Origin of the sequence: Nocardia otitidiscaviarum (assembly GCF_007362295.1) — a bacterium.
GTDB classification, from domain to species: domain Bacteria; phylum Actinomycetota; class Actinomycetes; order Mycobacteriales; family Mycobacteriaceae; genus Nocardia; species Nocardia otitidiscaviarum.
This window is the reverse complement of the sequence record NZ_CP041695.1, coordinates 1,819,180-1,834,183: the sequence shown is the minus strand read 5'-3', so window position 1 is coordinate 1,834,183 and position 15,004 is coordinate 1,819,180. Positions and strand designations below refer to the sequence as shown.

Below are 15,004 nucleotides of genomic sequence, written 5' to 3'. Positions count from 1 at the left end.
GGTCGACCACGGCCCGCTCGAGCTGCCACGAGAACGACTCGGGCACTCGGGCGGGCCGTGCTCGTACCGCGCCGACCCGGGGATCGGGGTCACTCCTGTGGGTTGCGCTGGTAGACATCGGGTATGCCGTCGGCGTTCTCGTCGATGTTCTCGGCCTCGTACAGACGGCGGTAGATGCCGTTGCGGCGCTTGACCAGAACGGCGGCCAGCACAGCGGCGATCAGGGAGCCGACCAGGACGGCGGCCTTGATGTGGTCGGAGTCGGTGGGGAAGGACAGCTCGCCGATGAGCAGGCTGACGGTGAACCCGATCCCGGCCAGAGTGGAGAGTGCGAAGACATCGGCCCATTGCAGTTCGGGGTTCAGTTGCGCGCGAGTGAATTTCACCGCCAGCCAGGTGCCGCCGAAAATGCCGACGATCTTGCCGATGACCAGGCCGAGGACCACCCCGAGCGACTCCGGCCGGGTGAACACCTCGCCCAGTGCGGAGGTCGACAGCGTCACGCCGGCGGCGAAGAGCGCGAACAGGGGGGCCGCGATACCGGCCGAGATGGGACGCAGCAGGTGGGCGGCGTGGGCGGCGGGCGTCTCCACCTCGCCGCGGTCGGCGTCCGGGGTGGCGCGCAGCAGCAGGCCCATGCACACCCCGGCCACCGTGGCGTGCACCCCGCCCACATAGGTCAGCGCCCAGATGGTGATGCCCAGCGGCACGTACCACCACCAGCCCCGCACCCGAAAGCGTTGCAGCGCAGCGAATACGATGAGACCGATAACGGCGCCGCCGAGTCCGAGCAGCTTCAGGTCGTCGGCGAAGGCCACCGCGATGACGGCGATGGCGCCGAGGTCGTCGACGACCGCCAAGGTGAGCAGAAAGGCGCGCAGCGCGGCGGGCAGGTGCGTGTTCAGTACGGCGAGGACGGCCAGCGCGAAGGCGATATCGGTGGCCATGGGCACCGCCCAGCCGGCGCTGTCACCACCGCTGGCCCCGGTGACGCTCAGGTACACGGCGGCGGGCAGCACCATGCCGCACAGGGCCGCGATCACCGGTAGCGCGGCGGTTGCCGGTGTCCGCAGCTCGCCGATGACGAGTTCGCGTTTCAATTCGATACCGGCGACCAGGAAGAAGATCGTCAGCAACCCGTCCGCGGTCCAGTGCGCGACCGACAGATCCAGCCCGAGCGCGCCGATCCCGAAGTGGTACTCGCTGATCCGCGTATACCACCCACCCCACGGGGAGTTCGCCCAGACCAGTGCGAGCACCGCGGCCGCCAGCAGCACCAGGCCGCCGACGGTTTCCGTGCGCAACGCCGTTGCCAGCGCTGATCGCTCGGACCAGGACAGCAGTCCGAGGAACACCCGGCGCTCGCGCGGGGCGGCAGCCATGAAAAACCTCCGGGGGCGTCGACGTGAGGGCACCTCGCCCCTTACCGCCGACCAGACTTCCCGGCACACCCCGCGTTCGTTGACGCGTTATTAACACCCTAACGGCCACTGTCTGGAATGTCTTCTTCGTGGTGGGAAATCCGGCCCGCCACCGGCCCGATACCGCCCTCGACATGCACTCGAAGCGCGTTTGCCATATGGTTGCCGAACACCGGTCGACCGCCCCGGGGCTATTCGACTTGCCCCGGGGGGATCTTTACGGCATTCTTACACCCACAAGGGGAGCCGGGAAGCCTGGTCGGCACGTGATGCACGTACGTGAATCACGGTGGAACGATCAAGGAGCTTCTCATGCAACATCTTTCGTCGATGCGCGCCCCATTCCGCCCGGCATCCGCCGGGCATGCGTGAATTCCTCACGGCGACACTGACTTTTCCCACCGTTGTCTTCAGCTTCGCGCTGATCGTCGTCGTCGCGTACTGGCTCGCCGTGCTGGCCGGTGGGGCCGATCCGGATCTGTTCGACACCGATTCCGACACCGGCGGTTCCGCCATCGGTGACCGGTGGGGTCTGAGCGGTGTGCCGGTATCGATCATCGTATCCATCATCGTCGCGCTGGCCTGGTTCCTGTGCCTGGCCGGGGCGACCCTGACCCGGGAGTTGAATCTCACCGGCTTCCTCGCCTTCTGCGCCGGTGTCGCCGTACTCGTGGTGGCCGTTCCGGTGTCCGTGCTGGGCACCAGGGCCATCGTCGTACCGCTGCGCCGCCTGTTCGCACCCGCGGCGGAGCCCAGCAGGAATGACCTCGTCGGCCGGGTGTGCGTCATCCGCACCGGCCGCGTCGGACCGGATTTCGGTCAGGCGGAACTGATTTCGCCCGACGGCTCGTCGGCGATCATCCAGGTTCGCCAAAGCGCCCAACATGCCGCCGAAACACCACTCGCACACGGTGTTTCCGCAATCGTCTACGACTACGACTCGGCCACCGAGACCTTCTGGGTGGCCCCACTGGAGGGGATCTGATGTCTACCATCGCCATTGGTCTGGGAGTTCTGCTGGCTCTCGCGCTCGTGATCGGCATAGCCGCGCTGTTCATCGTGAGCAGCCTGTTCAAGAAGGTGGAACAGGGCCGCGCCCTGATCATCTCGAAGATGCGCCGGGTGGATGTCACCTTCACCGGCGCGGTGGTGCTGCCGGTGCTGCACAAGGCCGAGTACATGGACATCTCGGTGAAGACCATCGAGATCGACCGGGTCGGCCGCGACGGGCTGATCTGCCGCGACAATATCCGCGCCGATATCCGCATCACCTTCTTCGTGCGGGTCAACAAGACCGTCGAGGATGTGGTCAAGGTCGCGCAGGCCATCGGCACCGCCCGCGCCAGCGACCAGTCCACGCTGCAGGAGCTGTTCGCCGCCAAGTTCTCCGAGGCGCTCAAGACGGTGGGCAAGCACCTCGACTTCGTCGACCTCTACACCAAGCGCGACGAGTTCCGCGACCGCATCATCGCGGTGATCGGCACCGACCTCAACGGCTACAGCCTCGAGGACGCCGCCATCGACTACCTGGAGCAGACCCCGCTCGCCCAGCTCGACGCCCAGAACATCCTGGACGCGCAGGGCATTCGCAAGATCACCGAACTCACCGCGGTGGAGCACGTGCGCACCAACGAATTCCGGCGCAACGAGGAGAAGGAGATCACCCGCCAGAACGTGCAGGCGCGCGAGGCGGTGCTGGAGCTGGAGCGTCAGCAGGCCGATGCCGAGATCCGCCAGCAGCGCGAGGTGGAGACCATGCGCGCCCGTGAGGAGGCCGAGATCGCCCGCGTCCAGGCCGAGGAGCGATTGCGCTCGCAGACCGCGCATCTGCGCACCGAGGAGGCCCTGGGCATCCAGCAGGAGAACATGGGCCGCGAGATCGCCGTCGCGGAGAAGAACCGCGAACGCGTGATCGCCGTGGAGGCCGAGCGCATCGAGAAGGACCGGCTGCTCGAGGTCACCGCCCGCGACCGCGAGGTGTCCCTTGCACGGATCGCCGCCGACCGCGAGGTGGAGACCGAGAAGCGCACCGTCGCCGAGGTGGTGCGCGAGCGCATCGCGGTGGACAAGACCGTGGCCGAACAGCAGGAGCAGATCAACCGACTGCGCGCGGTGGAGGCCGCCGAACGCGACCGCCAGGCCATCGTCATCCGCGCCGAGGCCGAGGCGCAGGAGCACCTGGTCAAGGACATCAAGGCGGCCGAGGCCGCGGAGGCCGCGGCCAAGTTCAAGGCCAAGGAGTCGCTGACGCTGGCCGAGGCCGAGCAGCAGGCGTCGGAACTGCAGGCGCGCGCCAAGATCCGCCTCGCCGAGGCGCAGCAGGCCGAGTCGGCCGCCTACGGGTTGGGCCAGGCGCAGGTCAAGGAGCGCGAGGCCGACGCCATCGAGAAGGTGGGCCGCGCCGAGGCGGTCGCACTGCGGGAGAAGGCCCTGGTGGAGGCCGAGGCGCTGCGCGAGAAGCTCAAGGGCGAGGCCGAGGGTCTGCAGGAGAAGGCCGCGGCCATGGCGGCGCTCGACGATGTCACCCGCGAGCACGAGGAGTACCGGCTGCGGCTGGAGATGGAGAAGGACATCGAGCTGGCCAAGGTCACCGCGCACCGCGAGGTCGCGCAGGCACAGGCCACGGTGCTCGCCACCGGTCTGGAGCAGGCCAATATCGACATCGTCGGCGGCGATTCGATCTTCCTGGACCGCCTGGTGGGCTCCATCGGCCTCGGGAAGGGCCTCGATCAGCTGATCGGCAACTCCGAGGTCGGCAAGTCCGCCGCGACCGCGCTCATCGGCCGACTGGCCGGGGTCAACGGGCACGGCTCCGACGACGTCCCGCAGGCCAAGTGAGCGGGGCGGCACCACTGGACACCGGTCGCCGGATCGGAGGGGAATCCGGCGACCGGGGTTCGGTCGACATCGAGACGGGCACCTACGAGATCCTGCACGCGCGGCTGCGCGAGCACGCCGCCGAGGTGGCGCGGCGGGCGGAGCTGCTCAATGAGCGCCGGATCGCGGCCTTCGGCGGCTCCGAGCTGACGCTGCTGGGCACCGAGCGCATCCGCACCGGCAACAACTGCGTGCCGCGCGATGTGGTGGCGCTGCCGGACGGGCGCATGGTGTTCGGCTACAACGTGTTCGTCGGCATGCGGCCGGAGACGACGGTCGCCGACGTCTTCGCGGTGCACCGCTTCCGGGCCGAGGGCGCGACGCCGAACGGCGCAGGGCCGAACGGCGCAGGGCCGAACAACGCGACGCCGAACGACACGGGGCCGAACAACGCAGCGCCGGGGGCCGCGCCGTTCGGATTCGAATCCGCCGACGCCACCGGGCTTTTCGACGATCCGCGGTTCCTCCGTGATTTCGCCGAGCTGTACCGCTACTACAGCCAGACCCGGCTGCTGCAACTGCGCCGGGTGGAGGGCCGCCTGCTGGCGGTGTTCCAGACCGGCCAGCGCACCGACGACATCCGGGTGCTGCGCTGGCAGCTGGATACCGACGGATCGCTGCGCTACCTGGACAATCGCGGGGAGCGCGACCATGTGTTCCCGCCGTCGCACGATTTCGAATGGATCGAGACCACCCGCGACGACCAGGTGCACGGGCGGCATCCGCACCTGTCGATTCTCGGCGAGGTGTTCGTGGAGACGCTCGGCGGCACCCTCACCATCAAGGTCGAGGACAATACCGAGACCGGGGCGGGCATCTACAGCGAGCCCGTCGACGAGCCGCTGCAGAGCCTGGCCGATGCCGACGTGCACTACGCGCGGCTGGGGCCGCTGATCCTGCTGCGCATTCGGCCGTACAACGAAACCGACTGGCGGCACCTGGTTTTCAATACCCGCACCAAGGACGTGGTGCGGCTGGACGGGATCGGGCAGTCGTGCCGTCGGCTGCCCGAGGATCAGGGCATCATCTTCCCCGGCGGCTACTATCTCGCCACCGGCGTGCACAAGCGGTTCGACACCGATACCGCCGAGCTGGAGTACGAGCGCACCGTCCGGGCGGGCAACGGCGAGGACGTGCTGTACGTCTTCCACGCCCGCGCGGCGGGCCGCACCCTGCTGCTGCCCTACAACCTGGTGCGCACCGAGGTCGCCAACCCCACCGTCTGCCACGGTTATTCGATGTTCGAGGACGGCACCATGGTGGTGCTGCGGGCCATGTCGGAGGAGCCGACGCGGGTGCATCCGCTCCAGGTGTGGCGCACCCCGTTCGTCTCCGACGTATACGCGGCCGCGCAGCCGGTGGGTACCGGCCCCTTGCACCGGGTCGGCAATGCCGAACTGGTGCGCGGTATCTCGGAATGTCTCGCGGTGCGCCGCATGGTGGACGAGATGCGGCCCGCCGCGGCGGTTTTCGAGGCCGTGATCGCGGCGTGCACCCGCACCGTCGACCTGTATCACTGGCTGGGCGATCCGGAGCTGGACGAGCCGGCCGCGGCGTTGGCCGAGGTGCGCGCCACCGCCGAACAGGTGCTGGACGAATTCGACAAGGTCACCGCGCTCACCGCGCAGGCGACCGCCGCCGTGGACGGCGCGGCCGACGAGGCCGCCGCGCTCATGCGCCGGGCCCGCGCCGCCGCGCACCGCACCGCCGACGACTGGGTGCGGATGCTGGCGGAGCTGCGGCGCGCGCAGGGGCATCTGGTGACGGTGCGCGAGCTGCGCTACGTCGACACCGAGCGCATCGACGCACTGGACGGTGAGCTCGCCGCCGCGCTCACCGACACCGGGCACCGGGCCGTCGAATTCCTTTCCGGCGCGGACGCTTTCGCGGGCTACCGCACCGAGCTCGACGATCTGCTGGCACAGGCCGAGGCCATCGCCTCCGCCGCCGCGGCCGAACCGCTGCGGGAGCGGTTGAGCGAGCAGACCGACGCCCTGCGCATCGTGACCGATGTGGTCGGCTCGCTCGACATCACCGACGCCACCGTGCGCACCACCATTCTCACGCGCATCGGCGAGGTGCTGGCCGGGGTCAACCGGGTGCGGGCCACCCTGGACACCCGGCGCGCGGAACTGGCCGCCGTGGAGGGCCGGGCCGCCTTCGCCGCCGAATACGCGCTGCTCGGGCAGTCGGTGAGCGGGGGGCTCGCGGTCTGCGACTCCCCCGAGGCATGCGACGACCAGCTGGCGAAACTACTGCTGGCCATCGAGAATCTGGAGTCCCGCTTCGGCGAATTCGACGATTTCGCCGAGCAACTCGGCGCCAAGCGCGAGGACGTGTACGAGGCGTTCGCGGCGCGCAAGCAGGCGCTGCTGGACGAGCGGGCCCGGCGCGGCGAACGTCTCGCGGACTCGGCGCAGCGCATTCTGTCCGGGGTGGGCCGCCGCGCCGCCGCCCTGGGCTCCCTGGACGAGGTGAACACCTACTTCGCCTCCGATCCCATGGTGGCGCGGCTGCGCACGGCCGTGGCCGACCTGCGCGCCCTCGGCGATCAGGTGCGGGCCGAGGAGTTCGAGGGCAGGCTGCGCGCGGCGCGGCAGGAGGCCGGGCGCGCGCTGCGCGACCGCACCGATCTCTACGCCGACGGCGGGGAGACGCTGCGCCTGGGCCGCCACCGCTTCGCCGTCGACACCCGGCCGGTGGAGCTGACCATGGTGCCGCACGAGGATGCGCTCTGGTACGCCATCACCGGCACCGACTATCGGGCTCCGGTGCGCGACAGCGGCTTCGAGGCGACGCGGCCGTACTGGTCGCAACTGCTGGTGTCGGAGACCGCCGAGGTGTACCGGGGCGAGTACCTGGCCGTGTCGATCCTCGCCGCCGCCGAACGCGACGGCGGCCTCGACGCCCTGCACGCGGCGGCCGCCGCCGGTGAACTCGCCGAACTGGTCGGCAAGATCGCCGCCGACCGCTACGACGAGGGCTACGAGCGCGGCGTGCACGACCACGACGCCGCAGCGATTCTCGATGCGGCCCTGCGCCTGTCGGCCGGAGCCGGGCTGCTGCGGTACCCGCCCGCCGAACGCGCGGCGGCCCAGCTGTGGTGGCGCTTCGCCCTGTCCCCGGAGCAGGCCGCGTACTGGCGTACCCGGGCCGGATCGCTGGCCCGTGCCCGCGCCGTCTTCGGCCGCACCACCGACGTGGACGAGGTGTGCGCCGAATTGGCCTCCGGGATAGTTGAATTCGGCAGCCACATCGGGCTCGACCCGGTGGACGCACAACTCGCCGGGGAGTACCTGTTCGAGGAATTGGCAACGCCCACTCCGGGTTTCGTCACCTCCGCCGGAGCCCTGCGATTGCTGGACCGCTTCCACCGGGCCCTCGACGCGGCCTCCGCCACCGGACGTGCCGACTTCGAGTCCGATCTGCGCGAACTCGCGGACACCACGCGCTATCGGCTGGTACGGGCCTGGCTCACCGCCTACCTGGACCAGGCCGACGATCCCGAGCCAGCGGCCGACCTCCCCGAGGCGGTGGCGATCGAGCTGTGCGGTAGCGCGCTGCCCCGCTACGATTCCGCCGCCGCGCTCACCGCCACCGTCGGCGGCCTGCTCGGCACCCACCCGCGGATCACGGGTCGGGAGTTGAGTTTCCGGCTCGACGAGCTGCTGGCCCGCTGCGGCCGGTTCCATCGCGAGCGGGTGCCGGGCTTCCGGGCCTATCTGCGGCGCCGCACCGAACTGGTCGCCGCCGAGCGCGAGCGGCTGCGGCTGGCGGAGTACCGTCCGCGCGCACTGAGCGGGTTCGTGCGCAACCGCCTGATCGACGAGGTGTATCTGCCGCTGATCGGCGACAACCTGGCCAAGCAGCTCGGCGTGGCCGGGGATACCGATCGCGTCGACCGCTCGGGTCTGCTGCTGCTGATCTCACCGCCGGGCTACGGCAAGACCACCCTCATGGAGTACGTGGCCGCCCGGCTGGGCCTGGTGCTGGTGAAGGTGAACGGCCCCGCGCTCGGCCACGAGGTGACCTCGATCGACCCCGAGCAGGCGCCGCACGCCACCGCCCGCCAGGAGCTCGAGAAGATCAACTTCGCCCTGGAACTCGGCAACAATGTGCTGCTGTACCTCGACGACATCCAGCACACCTCGCCGGAACTGCTGCAGAAGTTCATCTCGCTGTGCGACGGCCAGCGCCGCATGGAGGGCGTGTGGGAGGGCCGCACCCGCACCTACGATCTGCGCGGCAAGCGGTTCGCGGTGTGCATGGCCGGTAACCCGTACACCGAGCAGGGCAAGCGTTTCCGGATTCCGGACATGCTCGCCAACCGCGCCGACGTGTGGAATCTCGGCGATGTGCTCTCGGGCCGCGACGAGCAGTTCGCGCTCAGCTACCTGGAGAACGCGCTCACCTCGAATTCCGTTCTCGCCCCGCTGTCCTCGCGTGATCGCGGCGATCTGGAGATCCTGGTCCGGCTGGCGCGCGGCGACCGCACCGCCACCGCCGACGGCCTCGCTCACCCGTACCCGGCGGCGGAACTGGCCGAGATCACCGCGGTGCTGGGCAAACTGCTGCGCGTGCAGGAGGTGGTGCTGGCCGTCAATCGCGCCTACATCGCCTCGGCCGCCACCGCGGACGCCGCCCGCACTGAACCGCCATTCCAGCTCCAGGGCTCCTACCGCAATATGAACGCCCTCGCCGAACGCGTGGTCCCGGTCATGAACGACAGCGAACTCGAGGCCCTCATCGACGACCACTACCTCGGTGAGGCCCAAACCCTCGCCGCCGCCACCGAAGCCAACCTGCTCAAACTGGCCGAACTCCGCGGCACCCTGGCCCCGGATCAGGCCCGCCGCTGGACCGAGGTCAAGTCCGCTTATCTGCGCGAACAGGCCCTCGGTGGCGCCGAGGACGATCCGCTGGTCCGCGCCATCGGCGCGCTGGGACTGCTCGGCGACCGCATCGGCGGTATCGAATCCGCCCTGCGCGCACTCGAATCGACCGACTCCGGTCGGCATCACCGGGCGGCGGCACGGACCACGCACCAGGGGGCGGAGGAAGGATACCGATGATGTACGAGGCACGACTCGGGTTCGATCCGCGGTCGACGGGCATCCTCGGCATCTGTGCGCTGTTCGTGGTCGTCGCGCTGTTCGTCCCGGATATGCCTCTAGCGCTGCAGGTGGTCACGATCGTGTTCTTCGGTGGCGGCGGCGTACTGCTGGCGATGGGGATGGCATCGCGCGAACTCGCGCTGCGCGTCGACGAGGACGGCGTCACCCTCGGCGGCAATCCGCTGCGCCGACGCGGCACCACGGTGTTCGTATCGTGGTCGGAGATCGCTGCCATCGTCCTGTTCCGCCAGCGGCTGTCACACGGGGCGAGCATGCGCTACATCGGCGTCCAGCGCCACGCGGGACTGCCGCCGCTGCCGAGTGCCGCGGGTCGGACCGCACAGGCCGCATCCCGCCTGATTCCGCACGTCCCACCGGATGTGGTCGCCGCCAGCCGGGCGATCTCGGGCTGGCGGCTCGATGAGGACCGGCTCATCGCGGCGCTCCGGCACCACGCACCGCACGTCCGGCTCATCGACGCGGGTTGACCTGTGCCCCTTGCTCCTCCAGCGGCCGGCCGGAGTGGACGGCCGCGAGCGGCATCATCTCCGGCGCCGCGCGGCCGTACGACACGCCAAGCGGTAAACATGCACCACGAAAACCGGTTGCGCAAGTCGAGAACCGATGAACCGGGTGGCGGCACCGCGCGTTTGCCAGCGGTGCGATGAGTCGGGCATCTTAAGGGGCGGTGCGCCGGGATCAGGTCGGCAACCCCCGGCTTGTCGCTCTGGTCGGGGCCGCTTCGTAGTGGGGAGTTCTCGTGTACACGCGCACCCGGGGACCGGTCGCGCCCGTCGCACCGGCGGCCCGGAATCCGCTGCCCGGCATCGCCTCCCGTCCGAGCTACCGCGACGATCTCGACGGGCTGCGCGGTATCGCGATCGCGCTGGTGGTGGCCTTCCATGTCTGGATGGGGCGGGTATCCGGCGGTGTGGACATCTTCCTGGTGCTGTCCGGCTTCTTCTTCACCGGAATGCTGTTGCGCCGCACCGACACCACGGGCGGCCCCGGCATCGGCGCGACCCTGCGGCGCACCGCCCGCCGCCTGCTGCCCGCCCTGCTGGTGGTGCTGACCGCCGTCGCCGTCGCCACGGTCGTCGCGATGCCGTACACCCGCTGGAACGACATCTCGGCACAACTGCTGGCCTCGGGCTTCTACTTCCAGAACTGGTATCTGGCCGTCGCGGAGCTGGACTACGCCGCCGCGGATCCCTCGATCAGCCCGCTACAGCACCTGTGGTCCATGGCCGTACAGGGGCAGTTCTACCTGGCGATCCTGGCCGTCGTCGCGCTGTGGGCGGCGGTGCGGCCCCGCCCGGACCGGCGCCGCCCCACCCTGCTGCTGATGCTGCTGCTCGGCGCGGCGGCCTCGTTCTGCTACGCCGCCGACGCACCGCAGCAGCAGGCGTGGATCTACTACGACAGCGCCGCCCGCGCCTGGGAACTGCTGGCGGGCGCGATGCTGGCCGTGGTCGCGCCGTGGCTGACGATTCCGCACCGGATCCGCTGGCTGGCGGGCGCGGTGGGCCTGGGCATGGTGCTGTCGTGCGGCCTGCTGTTCGACGGTGCCACCGAATTCCCCGGTCCGGCAGCGTTGTTCCCGGTCGCCGCCGCCGTCCTGCTGATCCTGTCCGGACTGCACGTCCCGGCGGCCGAACGCCCGTGGGCCAACCGGATGCTGGCGAGCCGGTTGTGCACCGAACTCGGCGCCATCGCGTATCCGCTCTACCTGTGGCACTGGCCCATTCTGATCTTCTACCTGACCGAATCCGGCCGCGAACACGCGGGATTCGCCGACGGGCTGGCGGTGATCGCGGCATCGCTGGTACTGGCGTGGGTGACGACGCGGGTGATCGAGACACCGCTGCGCCGCCCCGCCCCGACGGCTCCGGATTCTTCCGGGGCCCGGTGGATTCGCCGCGGCACCGGCACCGTGGTCGCGGCCTTGGGCATCAGCGTGCTGGCCGGCGCGCTGGGCTGGCAGGTGGTGTCGGCCGCGAATCCTCCGCAGCCGCCGAAGCCGTTCGAATTCCCCACCAGGTACCCGGGCGCGGACGCCCTGGTTCGGGGCATCGACCCGCCGCCGCATCCCATGCGGCCCTCGGTCCTGCGGGGCAATGCCGATTCGCCGCCGCCCACCCGCGACGGCTGCATCACTCCCGACCGGGAGGTGCGCTCGTGCGTCTACGGTGACACCACCGCCGGTCGGGTCATCGCGGTGGTCGGCGGTTCGCATTCCGAGCATTGGATTCCCGCACTCCAAATCCTTTCCCGCGATTACGGATTCCGGATCGTCACCTATCTGAAGGAGCGCTGCCCGCTCACGCTCTCCGATCATCCCTCCTACGCGGAGGCCCCGTTCCCGGAGTGCCGGGAGTGGTCGGAGGAGGTGCTCGACCGGCTCGCCGAGGAGCGTCCGGACTGGGTGTTCACCATTTCCACGCGCAGCCGCGTGGAAGGTGCCGGGGACGAGGTGCCGCCGGAGTTCCTGGACGTGTGGTCGGCGCTGTCCGAGCGCGGCCTGCGGGTGCTCGCGCTGCGCGACACCCCGCGCCTGCGCCACGGCGACGTCTACTACCGGGCCGTCGACTGCCTGGCCCGGCGCGGCACCACACCCGACAGCTGCGGCATGGATCGTGCCGCGGCGCTGTCCGCGCGGGACCCCGCCGAGGAACCGGCGGCGAGCTATCCGAACATCTTCCCGATGGACCTCAGCGACGCCGTATGCCGTACGGACCGTTGCCGGGTCGCCGAGGGCAATGTGCTCATCTACCGCGACGAGCACCACCTCACCGCCAGCTACGTCCGCACCCTCGCCCCGGAGCTGGGGCGGCAGATCGCGGCGATCACGGAGTGGTGGTAGGCGGCCCACGCCGGAAGAGCGGTCCGGGCCGGAGTATTGCGGTGGCTTGACGGCGGATTTGCGATCCGGGCACAGCTAGCCGACTTTCGCCGTCGGCCACCGGGTTCGGCGCCACCGGTGCGGTAGCGTCGCAGCGGCGGCGGCGCTCCGCTGTCGGGACAGCTCCCTCGCGAAACCTACAGGGCCACCGGGTCGCCGCCGCCCCCATGACACCGTCAGCGTATCGACGTCGGTTCCCGCTCGGATTCCAGCACCTCGGCCTCCACCCGCGGCAGCCGCACCACGAACCGCGCCCCGCCGCCCGGCCGGTCCTCGCAGTACACCCGGCCCCCGTGCGCCGCAACGGTTTCCGACACCAGGGCGAGGCCGATACCGGTCCCCACCGCCGCACCGCGTTCGACCCGGATGGTGGCGAAGCGCTCGAAGATCCGGTTGCGGTCGGCGACCGGCACGCCGGGACCGGCGTCGTCGACCGTGATCACCGCGTCGGCGCCGTCCCGGCGCACGGTGACCGCGACCGGTCCCCCGCCGTGGCGGGTGGCGTTCTCCAGCAGGTTGGCGACGGTGCGCTCGAGTTCGAGCCGTCGGCCCTCGATGGTGGAATCGGTGACGACCGTGAGCAATTCGGGCGGATAGTGCCGTTCGGCGAGAGCGTGGGTGAGCAGTTCGCCGAGGGAGAGCAGTTCGACGTCGCCGCGGTGCACCCCGGCGTCCACGCGCGCCAATTCCAGCATGTCGTCCAGCATCCGGCGCATATGGCTGAGTTCGTCGCTGGTCAACCGCAGCGCTCGCCGCATCCGCTCGGGCAGCTGCTCCTCGTACTTGTTCATGACGCCGACGCTGGTGACCAAGGTGGTGAGCGGGGTGCGCAATTCGTGGCTGACGTCGCCGACCAGGCGGCGCTCCCGTTCGATGCGCTGCTGCAGCGAGTCGACCATGGTGTTGAAGGCGTCGACGGTATCGGACAGATCACGGTCGGCGGTGCGCGGCAGCCGGGTGTCGAGTTCGCCCGAGGCGATCCGCGAGGCCGTGACGGCCAGCTGGTGCAGCGGTTTGAGCACCCGCCGGCTCGCCCACACGCCGAGCACCGCACCGACCGAGGATGCGACGATGGCGCAGGCGATCAGTAGATTCCGCAGCATGCGCAGGGTGGAGTCCAACTCCGCGATGGGCGTGAACTCGTAGAACATATCCCCGCGCGCGTTCAGCGGAAGCCCAACGCGCAGATAGGGTTTGCCCGCCACCGTCACCCGCTGCGTGCTCTCCTCCGCACCGCCGGCGATATCCGGGGACAGCAGCGCCGAGGTCGCCAGGGCGGAGTCGCTGTCGATCCAGGTGTCACCCCAGCGCACCAGCAGCACCGTGCCGTCGGGCGGTTCGATGGCCACCAGATCGGCTTCGGTGGGCTGCTCGGCGGCGACATTCTGGCGCAGGATCCCGATATGGGCGTCGGTGAGACGGACGGCTGAGCGCTCGCGCTGCCCCTCCATATAGCCGCGGCCGACGGTGAACACCGAGACCGCCAGCACCAGCGACACCAGACTGGCGCTCAGGGCGAAGGCGAGCACCGCACGGCTGTACACACTGCGCGCGGGCCGCCATCGGGTGGTGCCGGCGTCCGCGGTCACCGCTGCACGTCTAGTCGGTATCCGAGCCCGCGCACCGTCACCACGATCCGCGGTGCGGACGGGTCCCTCTCGATCTTGGTACGCAACCTGCGCATATGCACGTCCACAATCCTTTGGTCACCGAAAAACCCGCGGTCCCACACTCTTTCGAGCAGGACATCGCGGCTGAGCACCCGCCCCGGAGCTTCCGCCAGTTCGCAGAGCAACCGGTACTCGGTGAGGGTCAGATGCACCTCCTCGTCGCCCCGCAGCAGGCGGCCGCTGTCCTGCGACAGCACCAGCGGCGGGTTCGATTCGGCGTCCAGCACCACCTCGGGGCGGCCGTCGGGGTCCGGGGCCGCGTCGCGGCCCTGCGCCAGTCGCGCCCGACGGCGCAGCGCCCGCATGCGCGCGGTGATCTCCTTGATCTCGAACGGCTTGGTCACGAAATCGTCCGCCCCGGCCTCCAACGCGGCCACCACGTCGTGGGTGTCGTCGCGAGCACTCACCACGATGATGGGCACGTCGTGGTCGCGGCGCACCTCACGGATGCAGGTGAATCCGTCCATCGCCCCCAGCATCAGATCCACGATCATGACATCGGGCACGCCGCGGCTGCGCACCTGCGCGAGCGCCACCTCGGCCCCACCGGCCTCGGAGACCTCGTACCCCTCGTCCTCCATGGCCAGCCGCAGCGCCTCCCGGACCCGGTCGTCGTCCTCTACGATCAGCAGGTTCGCGCCCATCAGTCCATCCCTCGCACCGCCGTCGGAACCAGTCACGCCCTGTCGCCTCCGAATCGCGGAGCGGACGACCCAGCAGCTTTGAGTACCCGACCACTCTGTCGGGAAAACCTTCCGTCGTTGCCGCACATGCCGCCGACGGTTCCCTACCGGGGCGACGCGTCGCAAGGCGGAGCGGTTTCGGCCCGCGAATCTTCAAACAACCGCAAACTAGTTTCCGGTGTCGCCGCAAAGTGGGCAACCCACCATCGACTAGGTGACGCAGAGTCGACTGTCCCGGCGTTCCTACCGCCGCATCGGCGATCCGGCGCTGTGGGAGCGCGGCATCCGCGCACACCATCGGTCACCGGGACCGCCGGAAGGTCGGCGGCAACCGTGC

8 protein-coding genes are annotated in these 15,004 nt (G+C 69.9%); 5 read left to right on the top strand and 3 right to left on the bottom strand.

What is annotated here, in order from left to right; genetic code table 11:
- Positions 1–89 precede the first annotated feature (89 nt).
- Positions 90–1,382, bottom strand: coding sequence for a Na+/H+ antiporter NhaA (gene nhaA, locus FOH10_RS07770; protein WP_143980214.1), 1,293 nt, complete (start codon positions 1,380–1,382; stop codon positions 90–92).
- A 403-nt stretch (positions 1,383–1,785) separates the two neighbouring features.
- On the opposite strand from nhaA, the gene FOH10_RS07765 reads away from it, so the two are divergent.
- From FOH10_RS07765 to FOH10_RS07745, 5 genes are all read left to right on the top strand, one after another.
- Positions 1,786–2,406: a hypothetical protein gene (locus tag FOH10_RS07765; protein WP_143980213.1), complete on the top strand. Its 621-nt coding sequence runs from the start codon at positions 1,786–1,788 to the stop codon at positions 2,404–2,406.
- Positions 2,406–4,259, top strand: a complete 1,854-nt coding sequence (locus FOH10_RS07760) for a flotillin family protein (protein ID WP_143980212.1) — start codon at positions 2,406–2,408, stop codon at positions 4,257–4,259. The genes FOH10_RS07765 and FOH10_RS07760 overlap by 1 nt, the downstream gene beginning before the upstream one ends.
- A complete protein-coding gene (locus tag FOH10_RS07755; protein ID WP_244961763.1) occupies positions 4,256–9,370 on the top strand; it encodes a DNA repair ATPase in 5,115 nt (1,704 codons plus the stop codon). The genes FOH10_RS07760 and FOH10_RS07755 overlap by 4 nt, the downstream gene beginning before the upstream one ends.
- Positions 9,367–9,900 carry a hypothetical protein gene (locus FOH10_RS07750; protein WP_143980211.1) on the top strand — a complete coding sequence of 178 codons (534 nt, stop codon included), beginning with the start codon at positions 9,367–9,369 and terminating at the stop codon, positions 9,898–9,900. The genes FOH10_RS07755 and FOH10_RS07750 overlap by 4 nt, the downstream gene beginning before the upstream one ends.
- Before the next feature lie 272 nt (positions 9,901–10,172).
- On the top strand, positions 10,173–12,275 hold the full coding sequence (locus FOH10_RS07745) for an acyltransferase family protein (RefSeq protein ID WP_244961761.1): 2,103 nt from the start codon (positions 10,173–10,175) through the stop codon (positions 12,273–12,275).
- 215 nt (positions 12,276–12,490) lie between these two features.
- Here FOH10_RS07745 and FOH10_RS07740 read toward each other — a convergent pair whose 3' ends face one another.
- Positions 12,491–13,903 carry a HAMP domain-containing sensor histidine kinase gene (locus FOH10_RS07740; RefSeq protein WP_244961757.1) on the bottom strand — a complete coding sequence of 471 codons (1,413 nt, stop codon included), beginning with the start codon at positions 13,901–13,903 and terminating at the stop codon, positions 12,491–12,493.
- Complete coding sequence (locus FOH10_RS07735) at positions 13,900–14,628, bottom strand: response regulator transcription factor (protein ID WP_029929566.1); 729 nt, start codon at positions 14,626–14,628, stop codon at positions 13,900–13,902. The genes FOH10_RS07740 and FOH10_RS07735 overlap by 4 nt, the downstream gene beginning before the upstream one ends.
- Positions 14,629–15,004: the final 376 nt, after the last annotated feature.